The sequence below is a fragment of the Gracilimonas sp. B-17 genome, assembly GCF_056857935.1.
The window spans coordinates 764,707-789,161 of the sequence record NZ_JBSXOA010000011.1; the positions used below are offsets into that span (position 1 = coordinate 764,707).

The 24,455-nt window shown below is 42.2% G+C and carries 22 protein-coding genes and 1 pseudogene; 11 read left to right on the top strand and 12 right to left on the bottom strand.

What is annotated here, in order from left to right:
• Window positions 1-4 precede the first annotated feature (4 nt).
• Window positions 5-1,099 (bottom strand): 6-phosphofructokinase, encoded by a 1,095-nt coding sequence (locus AC13FX_RS08320; RefSeq protein WP_482880087.1) that lies wholly within the window; start codon window positions 1,097-1,099, stop codon window positions 5-7.
• Window positions 1,100-1,272: 173 nt separating this feature from the next.
• On the opposite strand from AC13FX_RS08320, the pseudogene AC13FX_RS08325 reads away from it, so the two are divergent.
• Window positions 1,273-1,919 (top strand): annotated as a pseudogene (locus AC13FX_RS08325) (SDR family oxidoreductase).
• 81 nt (window positions 1,920-2,000) lie between these two features.
• Here the strand turns inward: AC13FX_RS08325 and azu are convergent.
• Window positions 2,001-2,384 carry an azurin gene (gene azu, locus AC13FX_RS08330; protein WP_482880160.1) on the bottom strand — a complete coding sequence of 128 codons (384 nt, stop codon included), beginning with the start codon at window positions 2,382-2,384 and terminating at the stop codon, window positions 2,001-2,003.
• Window positions 2,385-2,652: 268 nt separating this feature from the next.
• On the opposite strand from azu, the gene AC13FX_RS08335 reads away from it, so the two are divergent.
• Window positions 2,653-3,618 carry a Gfo/Idh/MocA family protein gene (locus AC13FX_RS08335; RefSeq protein ID WP_482880088.1) on the top strand — a complete coding sequence of 322 codons (966 nt, stop codon included), beginning with the start codon at window positions 2,653-2,655 and terminating at the stop codon, window positions 3,616-3,618.
• 23 nt (window positions 3,619-3,641) lie between these two features.
• Here AC13FX_RS08335 and AC13FX_RS08340 read toward each other — a convergent pair whose 3' ends face one another.
• Genes AC13FX_RS08340 through AC13FX_RS08350 form a run of 3 tightly spaced genes read right to left on the bottom strand, consistent with a single transcriptional unit; the run spans window position 3,642 to window position 6,462 of the window.
• A complete protein-coding gene (locus AC13FX_RS08340) occupies window positions 3,642-4,856 on the bottom strand; it encodes a GAF domain-containing sensor histidine kinase (protein ID WP_482880089.1) in 1,215 nt (404 codons plus the stop codon).
• Between the two features lie 9 nt (window positions 4,857-4,865).
• Window positions 4,866-5,759, bottom strand: a complete 894-nt coding sequence (locus AC13FX_RS08345) for an SMP-30/gluconolactonase/LRE family protein (RefSeq protein ID WP_482880090.1) — start codon at window positions 5,757-5,759, stop codon at window positions 4,866-4,868.
• Between the two features lie 16 nt (window positions 5,760-5,775).
• The gene (locus tag AC13FX_RS08350; RefSeq protein ID WP_482880091.1) at window positions 5,776-6,462 is read right to left on the bottom strand and encodes a hypothetical protein; all 687 of its coding nucleotides are present in this window, start codon (window positions 6,460-6,462) and stop codon (window positions 5,776-5,778) included.
• Between the two features lie 382 nt (window positions 6,463-6,844).
• On the opposite strand from AC13FX_RS08350, the gene AC13FX_RS08355 reads away from it, so the two are divergent.
• Window positions 6,845-8,626 (top strand): DEAD/DEAH box helicase, encoded by a 1,782-nt coding sequence (locus tag AC13FX_RS08355; RefSeq protein WP_482880092.1) that lies wholly within the window; start codon window positions 6,845-6,847, stop codon window positions 8,624-8,626.
• Window positions 8,627-9,072: 446 nt separating this feature from the next.
• Here AC13FX_RS08355 and hisI read toward each other — a convergent pair whose 3' ends face one another.
• The 4 genes from hisI to folE are packed head-to-tail and all read right to left on the bottom strand — an operon-like array spanning window position 9,073 to window position 11,977.
• Window positions 9,073-9,555 (bottom strand): phosphoribosyl-AMP cyclohydrolase, encoded by a 483-nt coding sequence (hisI, locus tag AC13FX_RS08360; RefSeq protein WP_482880093.1) that lies wholly within the window; start codon window positions 9,553-9,555, stop codon window positions 9,073-9,075.
• A 19-nt stretch (window positions 9,556-9,574) separates the two neighbouring features.
• The gene (gene yidD, locus AC13FX_RS08365; RefSeq protein ID WP_482880094.1) at window positions 9,575-9,829 is read right to left on the bottom strand and encodes a membrane protein insertion efficiency factor YidD; all 255 of its coding nucleotides are present in this window, start codon (window positions 9,827-9,829) and stop codon (window positions 9,575-9,577) included.
• Entirely contained in the window at window positions 9,829-11,286 is a 1,458-nt protein-coding gene (cysS, locus tag AC13FX_RS08370) for a cysteine--tRNA ligase (RefSeq protein ID WP_482880095.1), read from the bottom strand. The genes yidD and cysS overlap by 1 nt, the downstream gene beginning before the upstream one ends.
• Window positions 11,287-11,290: 4 nt before the next feature.
• A complete protein-coding gene (gene folE, locus AC13FX_RS08375; RefSeq protein ID WP_482880096.1) occupies window positions 11,291-11,977 on the bottom strand; it encodes a GTP cyclohydrolase I FolE in 687 nt (228 codons plus the stop codon).
• A gap of 207 nt (window positions 11,978-12,184) precedes the next feature.
• Between folE and AC13FX_RS08380 the strand changes: the two genes are divergently transcribed.
• Together AC13FX_RS08380 and AC13FX_RS08385 are read left to right on the top strand one after the other, a co-directional pair.
• A complete protein-coding gene (locus AC13FX_RS08380) occupies window positions 12,185-12,493 on the top strand; it encodes a Dabb family protein (protein ID WP_482880097.1) in 309 nt (102 codons plus the stop codon).
• A gap of 41 nt (window positions 12,494-12,534) precedes the next feature.
• Entirely contained in the window at window positions 12,535-12,819 is a 285-nt protein-coding gene (locus AC13FX_RS08385; protein WP_482880098.1) for a Smr/MutS family protein, read from the top strand.
• Here AC13FX_RS08385 and AC13FX_RS08390 read toward each other — a convergent pair.
• Entirely contained in the window at window positions 12,806-13,690 is an 885-nt protein-coding gene (locus AC13FX_RS08390; RefSeq protein ID WP_482880099.1) for an alpha/beta hydrolase, read from the bottom strand. The genes AC13FX_RS08385 and AC13FX_RS08390 overlap by 14 nt on opposite strands.
• Before the next feature lie 183 nt (window positions 13,691-13,873).
• Between AC13FX_RS08390 and AC13FX_RS08395 the strand changes: the two genes are divergently transcribed.
• The 4 genes from AC13FX_RS08395 to AC13FX_RS08410 all read left to right on the top strand — a co-directional run bounded on the left by AC13FX_RS08395 (window position 13,874) and on the right by AC13FX_RS08410 (window position 19,192).
• Complete coding sequence (locus AC13FX_RS08395; protein WP_482880100.1) at window positions 13,874-15,709, top strand: MutS-related protein; 1,836 nt, start codon at window positions 13,874-13,876, stop codon at window positions 15,707-15,709.
• A gap of 301 nt (window positions 15,710-16,010) precedes the next feature.
• Window positions 16,011-16,568, top strand: coding sequence for a YceI family protein (locus tag AC13FX_RS08400; protein WP_482880101.1), 558 nt, complete (start codon window positions 16,011-16,013; stop codon window positions 16,566-16,568).
• Between the two features lie 49 nt (window positions 16,569-16,617).
• Window positions 16,618-17,904, top strand: coding sequence for a hypothetical protein (locus tag AC13FX_RS08405; protein ID WP_482880102.1), 1,287 nt, complete (start codon window positions 16,618-16,620; stop codon window positions 17,902-17,904).
• A gap of 343 nt (window positions 17,905-18,247) precedes the next feature.
• Window positions 18,248-19,192, top strand: coding sequence for a hypothetical protein (locus AC13FX_RS08410; protein WP_482880103.1), 945 nt, complete (start codon window positions 18,248-18,250; stop codon window positions 19,190-19,192).
• Window positions 19,193-19,201: 9 nt separating this feature from the next.
• Here the strand turns inward: AC13FX_RS08410 and AC13FX_RS08415 are convergent, their stop codons facing one another.
• Window positions 19,202-19,804: a YceI family protein gene (locus tag AC13FX_RS08415; RefSeq protein ID WP_482880104.1), complete on the bottom strand. Its 603-nt coding sequence runs from the start codon at window positions 19,802-19,804 to the stop codon at window positions 19,202-19,204.
• 62 nt (window positions 19,805-19,866) lie between these two features.
• Between AC13FX_RS08415 and AC13FX_RS08420 the strand changes: the two genes are divergently transcribed.
• Complete coding sequence (locus AC13FX_RS08420) at window positions 19,867-20,640, top strand: inositol monophosphatase family protein (protein ID WP_482880105.1); 774 nt, start codon at window positions 19,867-19,869, stop codon at window positions 20,638-20,640.
• A complete protein-coding gene (locus AC13FX_RS08425; protein WP_482880106.1) occupies window positions 20,637-22,919 on the top strand; it encodes a hypothetical protein in 2,283 nt (760 codons plus the stop codon). Before AC13FX_RS08420 ends, AC13FX_RS08425 begins: the two co-directional genes overlap by 4 nt.
• 249 nt (window positions 22,920-23,168) lie before the next feature.
• On the opposite strand, the gene AC13FX_RS08430 is transcribed toward AC13FX_RS08425, so the two are convergent.
• Window positions 23,169-24,455, bottom strand: coding sequence for an ABC transporter permease (locus tag AC13FX_RS08430; protein WP_482880107.1), 1,287 nt, complete (start codon window positions 24,453-24,455; stop codon window positions 23,169-23,171).

Below are 24,455 nucleotides of genomic sequence, written 5' to 3' on the forward strand. Positions count from 1 at the left end.
AAACTTAATCCCCGAAACTGATGCCTACACCTTTTGCGGTGTTCACCAGAAAACTATCAGGATCTACAAGGTTTTGCCCTTTTGTAGCTGTTTTTAGTGATACAGAAGTGATCTCATTATCAAGGAAAGAGACCATCTTACCAAAATCACCTGTCATTGCCATTTCCATCGCTTTAACCCCAAATTGGGTGGCTAGCACCCGGTCAAAAGCAATGGGGGTCCCACCACGCTGTAAGTGCCCAAGTACTACTTCACGAATGTCATGCTTGAAACCGGCTTTTCTTATTTCTTCAGATAACTGGTAAGCTACACCTCCGAGCCTTGGGTTTGTATATCCTGCCTCTTCACTTTTACGTGAAATAACCGTTCCATCTTTTGCCTTTGCACCTTCTGCAATGACGACAATGGCAAAACCCTTGCCTTCTTTATACCTTTCATTCAAATGATCAACAACTTTATTCACGTCATAAGGAATTTCAGGGATAAGGCAGACTTCAGAGCCACCTGCAACGGCAGCGTGTAAAGCGATCCAACCGGCTCCGCGGCCCATAACCTCAAGTATCATGAGTCTGTGATGGCTTTCAGCAGTAGTAACTAATTTATCCACGGCATCCGTGGCGATATCTACAGCAGTTTGAAACCCAAAAGTATAGTCAGTACAGGAAAGGTCATTATCAATGGTTTTTGGGACCCCAATTATGTTAACCCCTTTTTCGTATAAGGCCTGACTGATCCTTTGAGAACCGTCACCGCCAATATTGATCACGGCATCATAACCTTCGTCATTAAGGAATTTTACCAGCTCATCAGAGCGATCAACCGATTCCCAACTGCCATCTTTATTTTGAACCGGCCAGTTAAAAGGGCCTCCTTTGTTTGTGGTCTTTAGGATAGTACCTCCCTTGGCATGAATGCCACCTACATTTTCATCATTTAGTTTGATGATCTCTTTTGGTTCTCTGAGTACCCCGTTGAAAGCTTCAATACTACCATGTACTTCCCAGTTTCCGGCAACTTCTGCGCGTTTCACAATAGCCCTGATGACGGCATTTAAACCGGGGCAGTCTCCGCCCCCGGTAGCTACTAATATTTTTTTCATAGATCTGAGGTGTAATTTGAATATTGAACAAATACTTAAAGGTTGTCCAAGTATAAAGAATCTATCATAACCTGATAAGAATAATCGAATCGTCTTTTATAATAGTTGAAACGAAGCTGACCTAAGTTCTTTTGTAGGTTATTACAAATCGATATTGAATAAAATATATAAATATGAAGATCTTGATAATTGGTGCAAATGGGCAAATCGGAACACGAATTGCCCATAAACTTAAAGACAGCGATCATACACCTATCGCAATGGTCCGAAAAGAAGAGCAGATCCAAAACTTTAAAGATCAGGGTATAAAAGCAGTATTAGCTGATCTTGAGAAAGATATTTCCCACGCTTTCGATAATATTGATGGAGTTGTATTTACAGCCGGATCCGGGGCAGACACTCCCAGGTCACAGACAAAGGTGATCGATGAGAATGGTGCCAAAAAAGCGATTGATCAGGCAGTGGAAAAGGGGGTAGACAGGTTTGTAATGGTCAGTGCATTGATGGCAAACAGAGATCCAAAGCGATGGCCAACCTCTATGCAGCACTACTATGAGGCAAAAGCAGCGCAGACAGTTATCTCAGGGAGTCTGGATTAAATTATACCATATTAATGCCAGGTCGCCTGACCAATCAGGAGGGGACCGGAAAAGTAGAATTAAGCGAGCGTATTGAAGAAATAGGGGATAGAAGTGTCACCCGAGATGACGTAGCTGAAGTTATTTTATACCTGTTGAACGCGGATAATACCTATGGCAGTAGCCTGGATCTTTTACAAGGGTCTAGAGATATAGAGAAGGCTGTACACGAAGTATCCTGAAAATAAAAAACCCCGGAGATGGTCAAATTTCCGGGGTTATGGGTATAAATAAGTAGTTTAGATGTGCAACTAACTACTCTCCTATTCAACAATAAATTTTCCTTTCATCATGGCATAGTGACCTGGGAAGCTACAGATGAAATCATAGGTGCCTTTTGCAGGAGCAGTGAATTCGATGGTTACTTCTTCTCCGCCGCCCAGCATTTTGGTGTTAGCAATTACTTTGTCAGTACCTTCAGGGATGTAATCGTTACCTGCAGCTTTAGCAGCAGCGGCTCCGAATTCCTGAATATTGGTTCCTTGTTTGAGTAGAACCCAATTATGGCCCATTGCAGCTTTTGGAAGTTTACCCACGTGCTTAAGCGTAAGTTTTACGGTTTGACCTTCCTTAACTTTGATCTCGTTAAGGTTATATTTCATTTGGTCGTTACCTTCAATAGTGATCTCGACCGTATCCTGTGCCATTACAGCGGTTGAAAATGCCAGTGTAATGATCGTTAAAATAGATAGTAAATATCTCATGGTGATGAATTGATTATTTTGGGTTAAAGCGTGTCCGACCTCTATTTCAGATGCGCATGTCTTTTATTCGCTTCAAAGGTCGTTAGCTAATGTGAATTTTTTGTGAAGCTGTTGTTAAAACGTTTTGAATATGCAAAAAATTCTGTTTTTGTTGTTATTACAACCTGACTTCAGCTATTTTAAAGGGGATTTAATCAACTAAAAATGAATTATGTCAGAAAAGATCAAATGGGGCGTTCTTAGTACAGCTAATATTGGTGTTAAGCACGTGATACCGGCCATGCAAAAAGGAGAATTGACGGATATGATCGCCATTGCTTCAAGAGATGCAGAAAAGGCAGAAGAAGTGGCTGAAAAACTGGGCATCCGAAAAGCCTTTGGATCATATGAGGAGTTGTTGGCAGACGAAGAGATCGATGCCATATACAACCCGTTACCCAATCATTTACATGTACCATGGACCATCAAAGCTATGGAAGTAGGTAAGCATGTGTTGTGTGAGAAACCTATCGCCATGGATGTTTCTGAAGCCAAAACCTTATTGGAGCACTCAAAAAAATATCCTGAAATCAGAGTAATGGAAGCTTTTATGTATCGCTTTCATCCACAGTGGGACATTGTGAAATCATGGCTGAGTGTAGGCATGATTGGCACGGTAAATTCCATTCAATCAGCATTTTGTTACTTTAATAAAAACGAGGATGATTACCGCAATCACCCCGAAATGGGAGGGGGCGGACTGCTGGACGTTGGGAGCTACTGCATTTCTTCAGCTCGTTATATCTTTGAAAGCGAGCCCGAAAGTATTCATAGTATCGTCGACATAGATCCTGATTTTGGGGTGGATCGTCATGTTTCTGCTTTGTTGAAGTTTCCTCATGGTACCGCGTCAATATATTGTTCCACCCAATCGGATCGCTATCAGAACATGACCATATATGGGACTGAGGGTATCATTGAATTTGAAATTCCCTTCAATCCACTGGAAAAAGAAGTCAAAGTGTCTTTGATCAAGGGTGAAAAGATCATTGAACAAAAAAAGGTTCAGGCTAATCACTACACGCTTCAGGGAGATGCATTTTCAGAAGCCATTATTGAAAATGGTCCGGTTCCAACACCATTGGAAGATGCCGTTGCAAATATGAGGGTGATCGAGCAGATCCTGAAAAAAGGTTAATAGATACAAAACCGGACCTTTTATCAGGGAAGTAAAGTCGGAATATGGACGGTCACAGAAGTTCCTGCATCCGGCTCTGATTCGATAAACAGATCCCCATTCAGGGATGCTATCAAATGACGAGCCAATTGAAAGCCATATCCAAATCCTCTTTCTGCCTTAGTTCCAGCCGTTGATTCTGGTTTGCCTGATAGTATTTCATTGATCCTTTTTGGGCTCATACCCTGACCATTATCTGTGATCTTAAATTTCAGAATGGTTTCATCTGTTTCAACAAGAGCAAGGTCGATATCAATAATGCCCCTGGACTGAGTGAACTTTATGGCGTTTGTTATAAGGTTTCCAAAGATCTGCATAAGTTTGTGCTTTGGGAAATATCGCTCAGGTTCCTCAGCTGTAACCGTAATATTCAGTTCTAAAGATTTAGATAATGCTTGAGGTTTATAGAGAGTTCGGAGTTTGGTTTGTAGCTCTTTGATATTGGTTTGATACCTGTATTCTTCCACATGCTCACTGAGTCTGAAATCGTTTGACAGGATCTCATCTGCCAGATCTAGTACAGATTGCCCGCCACTTTTAATCAACTCCAGAAAACGCCGGTATTCATCAAGATCCGGATCTTCCAGTTCACCTTCCATGATCTCAGCTATACCTATAATTCCACCGACCGGTCCTCTGATGTCGTGAGTTACTTTCTGCTGAACCAGTTTCAGGTTGTCTATTGCCTCCTGCATCATCTTCATTTTGTGATGATTCTGAATGCATGCCATAGCCTGATCAGCGATGACATCTAACATTTCTTTCTGTGCATCGGTTAGATCTTTAGGTTTGGTGTCCATCACACATAATGCACCAATTCGATTCCCATCCCCGTTTGAAAGAGGTATCCCATAGTAATACCGAAGGTGAGGAGACTCGATCACATACTGTTTATCTTTGAACCGATCGTCTTCAGGCATGCTTGCAATTTCAAGCGGTTCATCGGTTTGGATCACATACTGGCAAACGGTATCCTCACGCGGTGTGTGCCTGATGTCCAGGCCATAATTTGAAACGGTCCACTGCGTATTTGCCTCCAATAAATTGATCAGGGAGATAGTGGTTCCGGTGATATATGCTGCCAGTTTGGTGAGGTCATCCAGTTTTTGGTCAACCGTAGAAAAATCAACATCCAGTTCTGCCAGTTTAAGAAGTCGTTGGAACTCAGTATTAGAACGCTTTGATGCGGAATCCGCCATAATTATGACCTAATTTAGCGCCCAGATCTCAACTTTATCCAGGGCTATGTAGGGAACCGCTATGTGGTTCAGATCGGTGTTAATGCCAATATCAGCAGGTCTGCCGGTGGTAAGTATCAATATCATTTCATGCATGGGACGGTATACCCGAATTGAAGAATCACGCTGACTCGCCGAGAGTAAATTCTCACCCATGAATTCAATACCATCAAAATTTCCGCCTTCAAGCGTTGCGAATTCCTCTAATTCGCCTGAGTTATCAAAAGAGTAGAACACCTGATCACCACCCCAGGGTGCCAGCAGGAATTTACCACTGTTTGGATCCAAAGTGATCCCATTGGGGGCACTTGGCAGGTTGGTCAGAAAGATAGATGGTTCTCCATTTTTGATCTGATAAACGACTGAGGTTCCGGTATCGGTTACATATAGCACACCGTTTTCGTCTGCTGAGATATCATTAAGGAACCCGATCTCAAATTGAGTGAAATCGATAAAATCGGTTTGTTCTCCGGTTGTTCTATTGAATCCATGAACCCCTAAAACATCGGCTACCCAAAGAGTTTCATTTACTATATACATACCTCTTGGAGCGTGAAGAGGAGCTTCATCGGTCCCGGTCATGAACTTTAGTTCCAGGATATTTCCTTCGGCATCTGCTTTTGTGATGAACCCTGTAGAGTCCTGATCGTTTCCGCCACCGGTGAAATTAGCGATGAAATATACTTTTTGTCCCGGATCATACCGAACCGCTTCAGGACCATCGAGTCCTGTGATAGTGTAAGCGATATCCGTTGAATCCTGTACGGTATTAAGTTTTAGGGATGATTGTTCTTCGGAAGATTGACACCCGATCATTCCAAACAGGATGATCGAAAATAGCGCAATGGTATTAACTCTATACATAGGATTGGATTTAAGATTATTTGTTAAACCAGGAAATATCGCGAAGGTCGAATTGATCTTCCTTGTCCCAATCGGTGTTGAGGATCACTCCGCCAACTAAAAGTAAAGGGCTACTACCAAGGTTTTCGATCCCTGAACCAATGATATCAGTGAGTTCTCGCTTTATCTGATCATAGGCCACTTCGGTGGTTTCAATCACTTCATTTTCAGCTTTAATGATCGTTTCATGATTTTCTGTTAACACTTTGTTGACCTGCCCCTGCTGATAATCATTATGTTCAACCTCTAAAACGGCTCCTTTTTTCACAGCATTCAACCCTGCAATAAGGGACCCACAGCTTGAACTTGGTTGTTCTTGTCCTTCTCTCAGCACCTTTCCAAAAGAGCCATCTCCGGTAACACCAATATGTGGGCCATAGAGGATCATAGCTGCTCCATCATCCGGAATATGACTTGCAAAGGCTCCAAATCCTGTTTTTCCGGTGAATGGTAAGCCAGAAATACCCCCGAAGAAAAACGGTCCGGGTGCTTTGAAGAGCTCACCTAAGGTTAAAAAGGTATTGTTGATCTCATCGCTGCAAATTGAAGTTCCCCAAATAGAGTTGGATATTGGAACTTCGTTGGTATCAAATTCTTTTATAATGGTTTCTTTAAGATCAGTGAGCGAAACGGCTTTGTTGTAATAGTCAGAAATATGTTTCATAGCAGTTAATTGAAATGTTTGGTTATCATATCAAATGTACTAAACCCAATTTAGGGAAAATAAATCCCGGTTGTTAAAATTGATATGAATATAAAAGCTGAATTTATAAATCTTTTTAGTTGCTGTAATGATCTGAAATTAATTTTCACCTCAAATTCATAACAGAAGTTTTTTATCCGTATCTTTAAGGCTTATTGAAAATTTGTGAGTTCGCGATAAGACTGGAATCCTATACTTTTCAGGTTTATAGAACCTTGCTGGCCTTTGTAAATCAAGCAGTCGCGCTTGCCTCTTGTCCATAGCTCACCCCATTTAACATTCCGGACAAGAAGCAGTACAGCACCAATTTCTGAACGGGATAAAAACGACTTAAAATTACTATATGTCAACGTTCAAAGAACTGGGCCTGTCGCCCGAAATATGTAAAGCCGTAGAAGATCTCGGTTTTCAAAACCCCACTGAAGTTCAGGAAAGAGCTATTCCAACCATTTTAGCTTCACAAAGAGACCTGGTTGCCCTTGCCCAAACAGGTACCGGTAAGACCGGTGCATTTGGTATGCCTGTGTTGCAACAAGTGGATGCCAATTCAAACAATGTTCAGGTTCTGGTGCTTTCACCTACCCGTGAACTGGCCATACAGATCGAAAAAGATCTTAAAGCTTTTGCTAAGTATCAGAAGGGAATCAGCACAGTTGCCGTTTACGGTGGTGCAAACATTTCTACTCAGATCCGCGCTCTCAACAGAGGGACTCAGGTTGTGATCGGAACACCGGGACGAATGTTGGATCTCATTAGGAGAGGAAAACTGGATGTAACAAATGTTCGCTCATTGATCCTTGATGAAGCCGATGAAATGCTGAATATGGGTTTTCAGGATGATCTGGATGCCATTCTTCATGATACTCCTAAAGAAAAGCAAACACTTCTGTTTTCGGCAACCATGCCAAAACAAATCTCAAAAATGGCGCGTAAGTACATGAATGACCCTGAAGAGATTCAGGTCAATGCCCGTAACTCAGGCGCCCTGAATGTGGAGCACCATTTCTACATGGTGAACGCCAAAGATCGTTATGATGCTCTCAAGCGTATTGCAGATGTTAACCCGGATATCTATGGGATCATCTTCTGCAGAACCCGCCGTGAAACGGCTGATATTGCCTCAAAACTTTCTAAGGAAGGATATAATGCCGACCTGCTGAATGGAGACCTTTCGCAGAACCAACGTGATGAAGTTATGAACCGATTCCGTTCCGGAGAACTTCAGCTATTGGTAGCGACAGATGTTGCTGCCCGTGGACTGGATGTAGACAGCCTCACACATGTGATCAACTACAACCTGCCTGACGATCTGGAAGTGTACATTCACAGAAGTGGGCGTACCGGTCGTGCAGGTAACAGTGGGATCTCTGTTTCCATCATTCACACTCGTGAAATGAATAAGATCAGAGCACTGGAAAAAATGTCCGGTAAGAATTTCATAAAACAGGACGTGCCGAAAGGTGAAGAAGTTTGTGGTGTCCGCATGATGGACATGGTTGAGAAACTCAGAACCACAGAAGTCAACGAAAAGCAGATCGAAAAGTATTTGCCGGAAGTCTATGAGCGACTTTCTGATCTTGGATGGCAGGAACTCATTCAGCATTTTGTTTCCATGGAATTCAATCAGATCCTGGAATACTACGAGCAGGCCGGTGATATCAACGCATCTGCAGGCAGATCCAATAAAAAGAATAACAAGCGAAATTCTTCAAACAAGGGAGAACGCAATTCAGGCGGCCGCAGCAATAATCGTGTGGCTGAGGAAGGATATACCCGTTACTTCCTGAATGTTGGTCAGCGAGACGGATTGAATCCTGCACGACTCATGGGCGTTGTCAATGAGCAAATGCACGGTAAGAAGCCTGATTTCGGTAAGATCGATATTCAAACAAATTTCTCATTCTTTGAGGTTGAGGAAGGATTTGATTCAAAACTGTTTGATGCCATGAATGGAACACAGTTTGAAGGCCGTGATATCAGTGTTGAACTGGCCAAGCCGGATAAAAATGGTTCATCCTCTGGAAATAGCGGAAGATCTAACAAGGGAAAGAGAAACTCCGGTGGCTCCAAAAAAGCCAAAGGCGGACGTATCAAGAAGAAAAGAAGTCCTGAGGTTTATGCATAATTATGGGGCTCCGGTGCAGAGCGCTTGGAGCCAGTTTTTGAGCTTTTACATGCTCATAGTGCATTACGATCAATCAGGTGAGTTCTGAAGCTTTACTGAGCCTCAGAATATGAATTAAGAACCTACAATACAGACTCGATCTGACGCTCTGCGTCGGAGCGTAAAGTATGTAAGCCCTGTTCCAGCAATGGTTCAGGGCTTTTTTGTTGGTTACCATTAAATTCTTGAGGCAAAAGGAGTCGGATCCTGTCAGTGGCATTTCGGAGCAGAGCTCCGAAAAGAGTTAGCTTAGTTAAGCTATTGGTTCCAACGCAGAACTTTCAGAACCAAACTTAAAAGTGGATGAAAGGATAATAGGGTAGTATAAAAAAACCATAGGGGCAATTCATGAATTGCCCCTACGGTTAGTAATTTAACTGAAAGTTTATAGCAGCTGAGCTATTCTACTACAGCTTGGTTGGGTTCGGCGCATCTCCATAGACCTCTTTGGGGTCGAAGACTTTTTCGTCTTCCTCGAAATTCAATTCGCCGTCTTTTTTCTCAAATTCCTCACCGGTTGGGACACTGCGGTAGAAACAAGAACGATATCCCACATGGCAGCTGGCACCGTTACCCTGTACTTCAACCCGAAGCCATACACAGTCCTGATCATCATCAATACGCATTTCCTTAACAGTTTGAACAAGACCGCTGGTGGCACCTTTATGCCAGAGTGTTTCTCGGCTGCGGCTGTAATAAACGGCTTCACCGATCTCAATGGTCTTTTTCAGAGCTTCCTCATTCATGTAACCATGCATCAGCAACTCACCGGATTCATAATCGGTAGTAACAACCGGGATCAGTCCATCATCCTGAAATTTAGGAGCCAGGTCATTGCCTTCTTCTACTTGTTCTACGGTAATACGATTTTTGAATTTAATGTCACTCATTTACTTCGATATTCGTTGTTCAATGTTCATTTTCGTTATTCTTTTTTGGAACCGGATCATAGCCTTCACCGCCCCAGGGGTGGCAACTTCCGATTCGCTTTATACCCAGCCAAAAGCCTTTCATCGGGCCCCACTCATTTACTGCCTCGATCATATATTGAGAACAAGTAGGGGTGTACCGGCAGCTTTTACCCAGCCAGGGGGAAATGGCCAACTGATAGAAGCGAACTGATCCAACGATCAGTTTGCTGAATATGAGCTTCAGCCATTTCATTACTCGATTTCGAAGGATGTTCCTTCTTTTCCGTCCATTAGCTGAACCCCTAATTCTTTGAGGTCATCACGGATCTTATCTGAAAGTTCGAAATTCTTGTTGCTTCGTGCATCTTTACGGATCTCAATAAGCAATTCGATCAAACCCTTGGTTAGTTCTTCATTGCTTCCGCCTTCCTGTGGCCAGATCCCTAACACACCATCCACAAAATCATGAAGAAAGGTTTTGATCTCTTCAAGATTGGACGGTGATTTTTTATCGGTGATCAGCTTTCGGATCTCTTTTAATTGCTCAAAAAGAATCGCAATGGCCTGAGCAGAATTGAAGTCGTCATTCATGACACCTTCTACAGAATTCTTTAAACCATCAAGATCAAAAGCTGCATCGTTGCCGGGTTCAGCATTCTCAATAGAATTGATCATGGAATGCAGATTCTTAAGTCCTGTTTCAGCTCCACCCAAAGCTTCTTCAGAAAAATCAGTGGTACTGCGGTAATGAGACTGAAGCAGGAAGAAACGAATGACCTCCGGTGGCCATGCTCTGGTCAGGAGCTTATGGTCTCCGGTAAAAAATTCATGCAGGTTGATCGCATTTCCCAGCGATTTACCCATTTTCTGACCCTCAAGGGTCACCATATTGTTATGCAACCAGTATTTTACAAATTGTTTGTCGTGGGCACATTCAGCCTGGGCGATCTCACATTCGTGATGAGGAAACTGATTTTCAAGTCCACCCCCGTGAATATCAAAACTTTCGCCCAGATACTTGGTACTCATAGCCGAACACTCAACGTGCCAACCTGGATAGCCAACCCCCCAGGGGGAGTCCCATTTCATTATGTGTCCATCATCTGCTTTCTTCCAAAGGGCAAAGTCTTCGGGACTTCGTTTATCAGATGCTGTTTCAACGCGGGTACCTGATTCAGCATCTTCAGTTTTACGTCCACTTAGTTTACCATATTCCGGATCGGAAGAAACATCAAAATAAACGTTGCCGTTAACCTCGTAGGCATGGCCGTTTTCGATCAATTTCTTGACCATGGCGATCTGCTCAGGGATATGGCCCGTTGCCCTGGGTGCTATATCCGGCCTGAGTACATTCAGGGCATCCATATCGCGGAAGTAGGTATATGTGTACTTCTCTGCGATCTCCATAGGTTGCACCTTTTCTATACGGGCCTGTTTGCTGAGCTTATCTTCACCTTCTTCAGCATCATCAACCAGGTGACCTACGTCCGTGATATTTTGCACATAACGGACCTTATATTCAAGATATCGGAGGTATCGGAGTATCACATCAAAAGAAACATAACTCTTGGCATGGCCAAGATGGGCATCACCATATACAGTAGGACCGCATACATACATACCCACATGAGGTGGGTTTAAAGGTTCAAACGGTTCTTTTTGTCGTGAAAGAGTATTGTAAACCTGAAGGTTCTTTGCTTTTTCAGCCACAGTATTAGTCTATCTGCGTGTTGGTTCTGATGTAATCTATGAATTTCTGCTGGGTGTCTTCATTCTTAAAAGCACCGCGGTATTCAGCTGTGATCGTGGTACTGCTGTGATCTTTGATACCGCGCGTTGACACACATAAATGTTTGCTGTCAATAAAAACAGCAACGTCTTCGGTCTCAAGAGCTGCTTGTAATTCGTCAGCGATCTGCAGTGTCAGGCGCTCTTGTACCTGAGGTCGACGCGAATAATAATCCACGATACGATTGATCTTGGAAAGTCCGATCACCTTTTTTCCGGAGGGAATATAGGCTACGTGTGCTTTGCCAATAAATGGCAGAAAATGATGCTCACAAAAGGAGGTAACCTGAATATTCTTTTCGATCAGCATACCATTATATTCATAACTGTTGCTGAATTGGCGGGCGATTGGCTTATTCTTAGGGTTTAGCCCTTCAAATATCTCTTTGACATACATCTTTGCCACGCGATATGGAGTTCCTTTCAGACTGTCATCCTCAAGATCCAATCCCAGAGTCTTCATGATCTCAGCAAAATGTTCCTGAATGGTATCGATCTTTTCTGAATCGCTCATTTCAAAGGCATCCTCTCTAAGTGGAGTTTGTGCTGAGGTACTTACGTGGTCTTCGCCGATCTCCTCGGCCGTGATCTTATCTAAATCCAATGTTTTCAAAATTTCGGGTTGTGTTTGTGTAGATAACAGGTAGTTACTTTCGCCTGTTAAACAGAACCACAAAGTTAAGGGTTCCAAGCATTAATTGACAGCAGTAGAATATCGAACATTGAACAAGGAACATTGAATTTTGAAGTATACTATTTTGGGAATTGAGATAGTAAATAAGATATTTACTTGAACGAATAATGAATAACGAATAACGAAATGATCAAGCATATCGTAATGTGGAAGCTGAAGGACGTAGCAGAGGGTAAGACCAAGGCAGAAAATGCTGAAACCATGAAGAAATTACTGGAAGATCTTCCCTCAAAAATTAAAGAATTGAAGTCAGCTGAGGTAGGCCTTAATATTTTAAAAGGTGACAGTGAAGCCATTTGTGATGTGGTTTTGACAGTGAGCTGCGAAACCAAAGAAGACCTTCAGACATATGCAGACCACCCGGATCACCAAAAAGTGGTTTCATTCATCAAAAAAGTAGTCAGTGAACGTCGGGTTACAGACTATGTTCAGTGAACCATGGATAACTATCAGTTAATTGTAGCCAGGAGGTCATAATGTCTGAACTGGAGCCGGTAGAATTACCGATCGATGGTAGTTTGGATCTGCATCATTTTAAGCCGGAAGATCTGGGAGACCTGATCCCTGATTATATTGATGAGTGTTTGAAGAATGAGATCTATTCAGTTCGGATCATTCATGGAAAGGGGAAGGGTGTAATCAGGCGAACTGTTCACAGCCTGTTAGACCGGAATCCAAATGTTGAATCATACAGTTTGGCCAGCGACAGAAGTGGCTGGGGTGCCACTATCGCAGAACTAAAGTCTGCTAATTCAGAATGAAGGTCAGAGGCTCATTCACACGCATAGCCCAATACTGCTCTTTGTGGTCGTGACCTTCGAATTTTTTAGTCACCCAGTTCAGGCCTTCTTCATACCCCTTGTTCCTCATCATCTGATCTACCTGATCCTGATAGACCTCATATTTGGCATCCAGCCCTCGAGTACCAAAGTCAAAATAGATCTTATGAGTTTCTGGATCCGGCAGGGCTTCCGGTATATAACTCAGAAAGTCGCTATCACCATTGTCTGCCACCGGCCAGTGGGTTGACAGACAGGCTGCAGCTCCAAAAATATCCGGGTACTCCATAATGGCATATAAGGAGATGAGTCCCCCCATGCTGGAACCCATGATAGATGTAAACTCAGGTTGTGCCTTCGTCCGATAATTGGTGTCTATAAAGGGTTTCAATTCCTGAACCAGAAACTTCAGGTATTCATCCGAGATCACCTCGTCATAGCCCAATGAGGGCTGTTTTGCCGGTTTAATGGGCATGTATTCCGCAAATCGTGTTTCGCCAGTGTTCCAGGAAGCTACCACTATGGTCTTTTGTACTTTGTTTTCCCTGATCAGATTGGTAAGCACCTCGTCCACCATCCAGTCATTTCCATTATAGGAGGTTTGTGGATTGAAAACATTCTGCCCATCATGCATATACAACACCTGGTAGGATGAGTCTTCATCTGAATAATTGGGAGGAAGCCAAACCTCAACATTTCTCGGTGCTACAAAATCTGATTCGAAATCTTCATGATATTCCACGGTACCTGTAACACCCTTGTAAGGATTCTGAGGTTCTTTGTCAGCCTCGGGGGTACATGCGGATATGAGTAACAATGTGATCAATACAGCAAGATTTAAGGATCCGGACATAGGGCGTTTGTTTGTAAGTTTGGAAATTAATTCAGGGACAACTGTATAAGCATCGATCTTAAATAAAAAATGATTAAATGTCACTCAAAGATCCCCGTTGAGTTTAAATATAATTGAAGACTGTCTACTAAGTTCAATTATGCCTATCCTTAAATTCGCGACCATTTTATAATCAACTATTCCATGAGTAAGCATCCAAAACAGAAATTACGAGATCAGTTCAATCAGCAGATCGATAAACTGGAAAGATTGATCATTGAACTGGAGAACGCAAGCACCCGCTTTTCTTATATCAGAGGGGGTTATTTTGTGATTTCTGTGATCGCTTTATATGCTGTAGCACAAACCGGAAGTGACGGCACCTTTTTTACCTCTTTACTGGCATTGACAGGTGGATTCATTTATCTCATTTCACGCCATAAAAAGATCACGGATCACAGGGATCAACTCTCTTTTTTGAAGGAGGTAAAGGAGCAACAGATCGGACGAATGGACCTGCAATGGGATAAATTACCCGAATATACGTTCAGCAGAGACCTGAATGATCATGCTTTCTCAAATGATCTTCATATAACAGGTGAATTCTCTATTCATCATTTAATGGATACCTCTATATATGAAGGCAGCTCGGAACGGTTAGCCGATTGGTTATTAAATGAAGTGCCTGATACAAAGCAGGTCATCAAAAGACATCAGTTGGTGAAGGAACTTATGCCATTGAACAGTTTCAGGGACAGGCTTCAGGTTCAGGCTTTTATTTCCCGTCAGGAAGAATCAGACAAAGACTGGAGCCTGGACAGATTACTTAGCTGGATGCGTGAGCCCCGTAATGTGAAATTTGGATTAACCCTGGCAATTTTAAGTCTGTTATCCATATCAAACATCATTTTATTGATCACAGCTATCTCAGGACTCACCGGACCTTGGGTGCTGATCACGTTTCTGACGTATTTAGGGTACTATAATTTCAACAGCCATAAGATCGCCGGTTTATTTGATGCCGGATATCAGATCGATAAACAGATGGATCGGTTTGGAAAGATATTACTATACATTGAACAATATCAGTTTTCAGATGGGTCTAAGCTTGCTGATTTTCTCTCAAATTTTCAGAAGGAGGGAGACGCTCCTTCAAATTATTTAAAAAAGGCTTCCAGAATGGCCGGTGCCGCATCTTTACAAACTAATCAGGTGCTTTGGCCATTGGTTAATATGGTGATACCCTGGGATATGTATTTTTCTATGAAAATGGAAGACCTGAAAAGGGAACTTGAACCAAAACTGACGGAATGGCTGGATGATTTCTATGAATTGGAAGTACTCAACTCCATAGCCAACTTTGGGTACCTGAATCCATCTTATAGTTTCCCTGATTTTGAATCAGAAGGTGAGACCCATTTGGAAGCCAGTGATCTCGGGCACCCATTGATCCATTATTCTGAAAGGGTTACAAACGATTTTACTGTAAAGCAAGGAAATGACCTGTTTTTGATCACCGGTTCCAATATGGCCGGGAAGAGCACCTTTTTACGGACTGTAGGAGTGAATCTGGTACTAGCCTTTGCCGGGGCTCCGGTTAATGCATCAGACTTTTATACCAGAGAATTCAGGGTTTTCACCAGTATCAATGTGAAGGATTCATTGGAGGGTGGACTTTCGCACTTCTATGCTGAAGTGAGAAGATTACGGAGATTATTGGATGAACTGGAAGGGGATCATTCTGTACCTTTATTCTTTTTTGTGGATGAGATCTTCAAGGGGACAAATAACCGGGAGCGGTTTCAGGGCAGTACGGCCTTTTTGAAGAACGTGGCCGGCAAAAATGGTATAGGGATGGTATCTACGCATGATCTGGAGCTGGCATCCCTGGAGGAAGAGATATCAGGTATAAGCAACTGGCATTTTGCAGAAACCATAGAAAATGGTAAAATGAGTTTCGAGTACAAGATCAAGGAAGGGCCTTGTCCTACAACCAATGCCCTTAAGATCATGCAGATGGAAGGCCTGCCGGTAGAATGATCTGAAGAATTAATTAATGAGGTTTCGGAAACTATCTTCAGTGTTAAATCAATAATCCATGGGTTTTAATATTTATGAGGGAACAAAATGCAATGTGGCCACACCTTACATATCAGCCTGTTATAACAACTTCATCGAATCTTCACATAAAGCTTGAAATTCCGTTGATGTAAGTTTTTATTACCTAATGGTTTGAGAGAATAAAAAAATAAAATTGTCTCTTCATTTTTTCTTCATTTTGAGAGGAGATATTGGTAACGAATTCAAATACAACAATTCAAAATAAACCAATGAGGTCAACATGTTAAGAATTCTAATCACATTAATGTTTGCGTTCAGTAGTATGCTTGCTTTTGCACAGAACTACAGCATAGATGTTGAAAACAGTAAAGTGGTCATTGACGGGACGTCTAATGTACACGACTGGGAATCTGAAGCTGAACAATTCTCAGGAAATGCAACCATCGGAATTGAAGAGGACTCACTTATATCCGTTACAGATCTGCAATTTAATGTTGTGGTGGATGGAATAAAAAGTGGTAAAGGCGGAATGGATAGTAAAACTTATGACGCCCTTAACAAGAAAAAGTACCCAAATATTACATTCGTACTTTCAGAAGTCACTTCAATAAACGACAGTTCACTAACAGCAACTGGTGACCTGACCATATCCGGAGTTACAAAATCTATTCAAATGGAAGTTGAATATGAGATCCTTCCGGACGGCTCAGTACTATTCAATGGTACACAAAATATAAATATGAAGGATTATGACGTAGATCCGCCAAAAGCCATGTTCGGAGCCATCAAAGCCGGCGAAGAAGTGGATGTGATCTTTGACGCCAAATTCATTCAGTAACAACCCAACTCAATTTAACTAACCAACAACTAACTAAACCTTTAAGGTCATGAAACTACTAAATAGATCTATCACAATGTTACTTGCTGCGGTTGTTATGGGAGCATTCTCATTCTCCTCGCAAGCACAGGAACGCAATAACATTCAATATTACACACCACCTACCAAGGCAGGATTGAATGTATTTGAAGCCCCATTTACAACCGACAAAGAATTTGACGGTGTTTATGTAAGAATTGGTGGTTCTAACACACTACAATTTCAGGGACTAAGTCACGAAAATGACGCTAATAATCTTTCTGATTTACAATCTAACTTTAACCTGGCTACTTCCAACCTCGATTTTGATGTTGCTTTAGCACCCGGTATGAGAATGCACCTTCGTACTTATCTGTCTTCTCAGCACCATTCTGAGGCGTGGGTAAAAGGTGGTTATCTCCAAATTGACAGTTTCGACTTCATTGAAGAAGGATTCCTGTCAAGTCTGTCTGATAATATCCGAATAAAAGTAGGTCACATGGAAAATAACTATGGTGACACACACTTCAGAAGATCAGATAACGGTGCAGCTATTCTTAATCCTTTCGTAGGTAACTACATTATGGATTCCTTTACCACAGAAGTTGGTGGTGAAGTATATGTTTACTCTGGAGATATCTTTGGTATGGTTGGTTTAACTAATGGTAAACTAAATCAAAGTACTAACGAAGAAACGATCAAAACCAAGCCTTCTTTCCTAACTAAAATTGGTTATGACAGTCAGGTTAATGATGATCTAAGACTTCGATTGACCGGTTCTTTGTTCAGAGTATCTCAAAGTTCTTCTATCTACCTATACTCAGGCGACCGTGCCGGTACTCGTTACTACAACGTTATTGAGCCAGGAAACTTCCGCGCCGGTAGATTTTCTCCTACCTATACTGTATCCAGTAGAGCTCCAGGTGGCCCAATTGCTGGTGAAATGACAGCCATCATGATAAATCCATTCGTAAAATTCCAGGGTCTTGAGTTCTTTGGAGTATTTGAAACTGTAACTGGTCAAATCGACACAGAAGCAGACAGCCGTTCTTTCACACAGTTAGGTGCGGAGCTGCTTTACAGATTTGGAATGGATGAAGACTTCTATCTAGGTACTCGTTACAATACCGTATCTGGTGAAGATGTAAATAACGTTGATGTAGATATAACAAGACTAAATATTGGCGGTGGCTGGTTCATGACCGACAATGTGATGACCAAACTAGAGTATGTGAAACAATCATACGATAACTTCGGCGGCGATTATGCCGGAGCTGAATTTAGCGGAATCATGTTAGAAGCAGTTATTAGCTTCTAATATACCGACCTCATAGGAAAAGGGCGCGCTGTGAAAGGCTCGCCCTTTTTATGTTCGGTATTCGCTAAAGCCGAATGGTACAGGATCTCAGATCCGGCCGTTCGGCTTTTTTGTTTGCGGGAATCCAAACCCTTTAAAATGTATTAACAGCCTTCTCGTAGAGACACGATGCATCGTGTCTCTACGAGAAGGCTGGTTTTTAATATGAACTGATGGACAAAATAAATGTACCGTGATCCTATTGGTGTATTATTTATATTTGATCGGATTGGTTTAAATCACATCTATAATCTTTTTTATGCGCCTTATTGCACCTTCTTCAGCAGGCAAAATAGCCTGCCTTATGTTTCTAGTCTTTATAGCGATCTCCTGTAACGGTGAAAAGAGTGTTAAAAAATCAATTTCGGATGATCCGGACATGATGGCGATCAGCGGTATGGATATGATCAGCGACAGTTCTTTTCTGGCTGTATATGACCTGAAAAGTTTTGAGGAAGGGTATAGGGTGGGGGTGATCAGGCTATCGGAAAATAAGGGGATAAATGTTTACCCAGTTCCGATTGCTAACTGGCAGCACGCGGATGGGAAAGGCAGTGATCTTGAATCCGTATGCAGTTTGCCCGGTCAGAAGAATGAATTTCTGATCGCGGAATCAGGTAAATGGGATGGACGGTTTGGCCGTATGTTTCATATCCGGCTGTATGCTGCAGCCACGAATTTTAAAGCTGAGGTACTGGGTTTATTCGATATTCCGGAATTTGATTCTAAAGGTCCGGATGACGATGCGGGTGATGAGATAGAAGGAATAGCATGTTTGCTGACTGATTCTAATGACATCATGGTGTTGTTTGGAGAAAGAGGAGGATCCAATGCTTATAAAAATGGTTTGATCAGGTGGGCACAGGCTGACCTGGATACCTATGAATTGAAATGGACACCTAAGGGTAAAGTAGGAGTTGAAATAAACGCCCCCGGGCACTGGACAAATGATAGCTTGAACAGAGATATTTCCGGACTACATTTAGATGAGGATAACGGACTTTGGGCGGTTGCTTCTGAGGAATTAGGTGAAAATGGCCCCTTTAACTCCATTGTTTTCAGGATAGGCAGGGTTCAGGGAAGTAGCGTAGATCCCATTGAACTTTCTGATCCAATGGTTGTCTATAAAAGAATAGATGGGTATAAAGTTGAAGGGATATCGGCAGGAACCGGTTTGATTCCGGGCAGTGTATTCACAATAGGAACAGAGGATGAACAGCTAGGAGGAAGCTGGAGGGTTCTCAATTAGAAAAAGAGATCAGGTGCCGAAAGGATCTCGAACGATCACCAGGTCGAATTGTATATCGAGCTCATCCTCAACCTTGATAAGGCCAAACATAGGAGATGGGGGTTCAAGGCCAAAATCAGTCATTCTGAGTATTTTGTTACCACCAACTGTAAAACTTTCTTCACTGCTGGAAAATGAATTGAGTGGTACGGTATAATGACGTTCCACTCCGGCGATCCGGATGGTCACTTTTGCTTCTTTAGGGATCAGGCTGGTTGAATCTGAGACTACCAGTTCATTTAATATGATCTGAATGAAAGGAAATTCCTTGTACTTTAAAGTACTTTTGAAATCCCGGTTAATGGCTCTTTTACCGCAATCAAACTGATCGATCTCAAGATTTAAGTTAACCCCACTTACCTGTACAGTATCACCACTGACAGTGTAAGCATAATCCAGTGAATCTTTTTGAAGCTCGTGCTCAGATTCGCAGGTAAATTCATTTACATTTGATTTTCCTTTAATGCTTAACTTACTGCTGTCTCTTAACTGAACCTGTCCATCCTGAGCAAGTGTTAAGACAGGCAGTAACCCAAATGTGACAACCAACAACGTTGACAGTGTTTTAATCATACTCATAGTTTTGGCAGGATATTAAAGATCTATTTTAAATTTTATATGAACATACGAAGTTAATGACAAAAGAATTATTGGACTCAGCCATCGAAATTGCACGAATCGGTGGAACACATACCCTTAAATATTTCAAGAAAGACATAACCATAATTTCAAAAGAGGATGATTCTCCTGTAACAGTTGCTGATCGTGAAACGGAACAGATCATACGCAATGAAATAATTAAACGTTTCCCCGAGCATGGTATTATTGGGGAAGAGTATGGTCAAACCAATGAAGGCAGTAACATTACCTGGGTACTTGATCCAATAGATGGAACCAAATCGTTTATTCATGGGATTCCTTTTTACACCACACTCATTGGAATATTGATCGATAATGAGCCGGTAGTTGGTATAATTTATGCACCGGCACTTGACGAACTTTGTGCTGCCGGTATCGGATTGGGAGCTACATTCAATGGTGAACCCTGCCGTGTCAGCGAAACTAAAGACCTGAGAGACGCTACCTTTCTGGTGACTGAGATCGACCGGTTCCGGCAAATGGGGCAACAGGAGTTGTTTCAGGAACTTTTGGATCAAACTAAGCTTCACAGAACATGGGGAGATGCCTATGGACATATGATGGTAGCCACAGGTCGCGCAGACCTGATGTATGATCCTGAACTGAATATTTGGGATGCCGCTGCGTTATTACCGGTAGTTAAGGAAGCCGGAGGAATTTTCTGCGATGTATATGGTAAACAAACCATACATTCAGGAAACGGATATTCCACGAATGAATTTTTATCTCCTGAATTAAAGAAAATCTTTGAAAAATACTTTTCAGAATGAAGAAATCGATTGCAACCTTACTATTTCTGTTTGTTTTTACCGGTCAGCTTTTTGCACAAAATGAGGGCACGATATGGCAGTATGCTGCTTACCCTGACTTGCCCTTTACCATAGAAAAACTGGATCTTGAGATGAGTATCGATCCTCAACAACCGATGATGATCTCAGAGGGCACTTATACGATCATGTCCAGAAATCCTGAATTATCAGAAATTGTATTCAATACATCTGAATCTCAGATCGAGGATATTCTCATTAACGGTGAGCAGGCCAACTTTAAGGTCTCATCAGATTCTTTGATCATTACCTTAGCAGAGGCTATCAGCACCGGTAACCGCATGGAACTAACGATCAAATGGACCTCTAATTCCCGGTATGGTATCAATAAGGATGTGTATGGTAATCTTTGGTCCTCGCTTAATCCTAAAAGCAGGCGATATTGGATCCCATTGCCGGATCATCCTGAAGTAAGCTTTATTTTAAATACCACTTTTACCATTCCGACAGAGTTATCGGTAATAACTCATGGCACCAAAGTTTCTGACGATCTAACTTCAGTGGATCAAAAAACGGTTCAATGGAATTCAGAGGAAAAAATACCGGTCAGTGGTCTGACCTTTGCATTGGGTAGTTATGAGACCATAAGTGCCCGATCAGGTGTCAAACAGGTTTCACTGTTTGCCAACGAGAATGCGTTGCTTCCGGAAGTCAGAGAGGGGTTACTGGATATAGCTGTATCCACATTAAAAGATTATGAACAAAAAGTATCTTTTGAATTCCCTTATCGATCGCTGAATGTGGTAGTTCTTCCTGATCATCATTGGGAAGAGATACAGTCAGGAGCCGGTGTCATATATCTTTACCAAAATATGGGTTCTCTGGCTACACAATTAAGACGCGGAATTGCCGGGCAGTGGTTTGGAAACTATCACCGTTATCTGAATACCACCGACCACAGGTATGAATTCCTGAAAGTCCTTATGGCAAATACAGATAATACGGATCAGTTAAACAATGATGGGAACCTTCAATCAGTTCATCGTTGGAATATCTGGGAGAAAGGCATAGACACTATAAATGAAAACTACCTCAAAGAGGTGATCAAAGGATCCTTTGGTAACATGATGCAACAGTTTGATGGTGTGACCGGTTGGGATGACTATGCGGATCTGTGGTATGATAAAGTGGGTTTATACTGGGATTCGTTGCCTGAGCCACAGGTTACTGAATCTCAGGAGCGTACCGAATCAACAAATGAGCCCGTTTACAATGTGGAGTACATCTATGATGAGTTAAACGGCAGCCTGTTGCTGGCTTTTGAGTCAGAAGGAGATCCCATTGAAACCTTGGTTTCCGTTGAAGCTACAGCCTATAGCTTTACCGATACCACAAAAACAGAACTTACGTTTACCGGGGCCGAAGATACGGTGGGGGTCAATCTTTCTTCAGGAATTGATTACCTGACTATCAACATACCGGAGTACCCGGATCTCATCCTGAATGAATCAAAACCATTCATGTTCTGGATCGGTCAGTTAAGAGATCAGGATCCTGAAAACAGAATTCAGGCAGCTGAGTCGCTAAGAGCATTCAGTGATAATCCCGACCTTCAGCTGGCACTGAGAGATGTAATGGGGCAGGAGCAGAATGAGAAGGTAAGAGCTGCCATGCTTGAGACTTTATCCTCCATAACCAAAGATGCCACCGGAACTGAAGAGACATTTATCAGTTACGTTAACTCTGATAACATAGCTACACAGCTTTCAGGATTGAAGGCGCTTGTTAATTATGAAGGAAATGAGTCTGCTGCGTACACGGTTCGTAATAAACTGATCAGAACTGAAGAAGATACTGTCTTTAATACAGGTCTTCGTACGTATATAAAAATAGCTCCGGTCAGTGATTTGATAAGCTTAGCCGAGAGATTCGAGGGAAGTGATAATAATGATCATAAAGCCCTGAAAACTCTGAAGGCTGTCATCGAAACCGATACGACCGGTTCAGCTCTGCAGTTAGCTGATCGATATGCCCTTGGTAATTACCCTTACGAGGTCAGAAAAGAAGCATTGCAAATGTTGATCGACAACAACACGAGTGCTGGATACTGGGATGAGACACTGAATGCGTTGAAGGAAGACCGTGATGCGCGCATCAGATATCATGCATTGGAGGCTGTAAAGCATTTGGGCCCGGATCAAAGGGATGAGCTATTATCATCTATGCTTAATGAAGAACTTGATCCAAGGGTGATCCGAAGGATAGAGTCTCTGATGAATTGATTTAGTTTTTGGTTTTTTACTTCTGACAGAGCAGGAAGTTATTTCGCTGTTAGAGAGCAAAATTAAATAGGTGTTTGGGTTCAACCGTCAAGTCAAAAAGGTGTATAAGATTTCTACATATAAGGGAATGACTTGAATCCTAATCACTAATTCGAATCGAGTTATTTGGAAAAGAAATACAAATCTTAAAAAGGAAAAGGGTAAGATGTATGTCTTACCCTTTTTAGGATCAGTATATATTTTTGTGTATCACTGCCTGATCCATTTAGCCAGATCTTTGAAACTCGGTTTTTTACCATACATCAGAATTCCTACTCGGTAGATACGGGCGGCCAGCCACATGATCCCCAGGAAAGTAAGTATCATGAGTAAAATAGATACAATGATCTGCCAGGCCGGAACTGAGGTTGAGGCAATTCTGGATATCATGTTGATCGGAGAGGTCAGTGGGAAAATGGAAACAAAGGTTGATAGCGATGAATCTGGTGCCTGCATCACCTTTGTATTGAGAAAGTATGCAATGAATATAGGCATACCGACAATGGGCATGAATTGCTGTGTATCCTGCTCGTTGTCAACGGCTGCGCCAATGGCTGCAAACAGAGCGCTGTAGATCAGGAAACCAAGGAAAAAGAACAGCAGGAAATAAATAAAGATCGATGGATCGATCACAAGGTTATCCAGCATTGCCGGGTCAAAGGCCTCACTGGCGGCTTCCTGGGGGAGGGAATCCATCTGTGCATCCACGATCATGGCTGCCACAGGTGCAGCTGCAATAGAAAGCCCGGTGTAAAATAGGATCCAGATTCCAAATTGAGTGAGGGCGATCGATAGGACCCCAAATAATTTACCGAACATAAGTTCAATTGGTTTTACTGAAGAGGCTATCACTTCCAGTACGCGGTTGGTCTTTTCCTCGATCACGCTCCGCATAAGTAAGGCACCGTAGAAAAAGATCCCGAAGAAGATAAGCAGGCCTAATATAAAGCCAAGTGCCGAGGCAAATACAGTGTTGTCTTCAGATTCACCCTCCTCTGTAAGTTTCACGGCTTCCAATCCTGTTCGGGTTTCGAAGATATCCCGGATCTCATCAGATACATTTTGCCGTGTCAAGCGCTCTTCACGAACAGCTTCCCTGAGATCCGAACGAACAGCAGAAAGAAAGCTAAGGCCACCGCTTCCACCGTGCACAAGAGTTGGAGATTTGGAATGTTCGATCACAGAGTCAGACAATACGATGTATCCATCCAGATCACCAGCCATGACCTCATCTCTAAGTTGATCAATTTCACGGTCACTGACATCAAAATACCGGGTTTCATTTAGTTCGATCAGTCGTTCAACCAGAACATTGGTCTCATCCAGTATACCGATCCTTTTTTCAACTTCGGTTTCAGAAATACTGATGTAAACGATGATCCCCATAAAAGCCACAAAGGCGAGGGGAGTCAATGCAGTAATAATGATGAAGGATTTACTTTTTACCCGTGTCAAATATTCTCTTTTCAGTACCAGCCAGATCTTATGTAAACTCAT

What these genes read in the sequence shown, in the direction of transcription:
- AC13FX_RS08320 (WP_482880087.1), bottom strand. Translation starts at nt 1,099, where the DNA reads ATGAAAAAAATATTAGTAGCTACCGGGGGCGGAGACTGCCCCGGTTTA.
- azu (WP_482880160.1), bottom strand. Translation starts at nt 2,384, where the DNA reads ATGGCACAGGATACGGTCGAGATCACTATTGAAGGTAACGACCAAATG.
- AC13FX_RS08335 (WP_482880088.1), top strand. Translation starts at nt 2,653, where the DNA reads ATGTCAGAAAAGATCAAATGGGGCGTTCTTAGTACAGCTAATATTGGT.
- AC13FX_RS08340 (WP_482880089.1), bottom strand. Translation starts at nt 4,856, where the DNA reads ATGGCGGATTCCGCATCAAAGCGTTCTAATACTGAGTTCCAACGACTT.
- AC13FX_RS08345 (WP_482880090.1), bottom strand. Translation starts at nt 5,759, where the DNA reads ATGTATAGAGTTAATACCATTGCGCTATTTTCGATCATCCTGTTTGGA.
- AC13FX_RS08350 (WP_482880091.1), bottom strand. Translation starts at nt 6,462, where the DNA reads ATGAAACATATTTCTGACTATTACAACAAAGCCGTTTCGCTCACTGAT.
- AC13FX_RS08355 (WP_482880092.1), top strand. Translation starts at nt 6,845, where the DNA reads ATGTCAACGTTCAAAGAACTGGGCCTGTCGCCCGAAATATGTAAAGCC.
- hisI (WP_482880093.1), bottom strand. Translation starts at nt 9,555, where the DNA reads ATGAGTGACATTAAATTCAAAAATCGTATTACCGTAGAACAAGTAGAA.
- yidD (WP_482880094.1), bottom strand. Translation starts at nt 9,829, where the DNA reads ATGAAATGGCTGAAGCTCATATTCAGCAAACTGATCGTTGGATCAGTT.
- AC13FX_RS08380 (WP_482880097.1), top strand. Translation starts at nt 12,185, where the DNA reads ATGATCAAGCATATCGTAATGTGGAAGCTGAAGGACGTAGCAGAGGGT.
- AC13FX_RS08385 (WP_482880098.1), top strand. Translation starts at nt 12,535, where the DNA reads ATGTCTGAACTGGAGCCGGTAGAATTACCGATCGATGGTAGTTTGGAT.
- AC13FX_RS08390 (WP_482880099.1), bottom strand. Translation starts at nt 13,690, where the DNA reads ATGTCCGGATCCTTAAATCTTGCTGTATTGATCACATTGTTACTCATA.
- AC13FX_RS08395 (WP_482880100.1), top strand. Translation starts at nt 13,874, where the DNA reads ATGAGTAAGCATCCAAAACAGAAATTACGAGATCAGTTCAATCAGCAG.
- AC13FX_RS08400 (WP_482880101.1), top strand. Translation starts at nt 16,011, where the DNA reads ATGTTAAGAATTCTAATCACATTAATGTTTGCGTTCAGTAGTATGCTT.
- AC13FX_RS08405 (WP_482880102.1), top strand. Translation starts at nt 16,618, where the DNA reads ATGAAACTACTAAATAGATCTATCACAATGTTACTTGCTGCGGTTGTT.
- AC13FX_RS08410 (WP_482880103.1), top strand. Translation starts at nt 18,248, where the DNA reads ATGTTTCTAGTCTTTATAGCGATCTCCTGTAACGGTGAAAAGAGTGTT.
- AC13FX_RS08415 (WP_482880104.1), bottom strand. Translation starts at nt 19,804, where the DNA reads ATGATTAAAACACTGTCAACGTTGTTGGTTGTCACATTTGGGTTACTG.
- AC13FX_RS08420 (WP_482880105.1), top strand. Translation starts at nt 19,867, where the DNA reads ATGACAAAAGAATTATTGGACTCAGCCATCGAAATTGCACGAATCGGT.
- AC13FX_RS08425 (WP_482880106.1), top strand. Translation starts at nt 20,637, where the DNA reads ATGAAGAAATCGATTGCAACCTTACTATTTCTGTTTGTTTTTACCGGT.
- AC13FX_RS08430 (WP_482880107.1), bottom strand. Translation starts at nt 24,455, where the DNA reads ATGAGTTTACATAAGATCTGGCTGGTACTGAAAAGAGAATATTTGACA.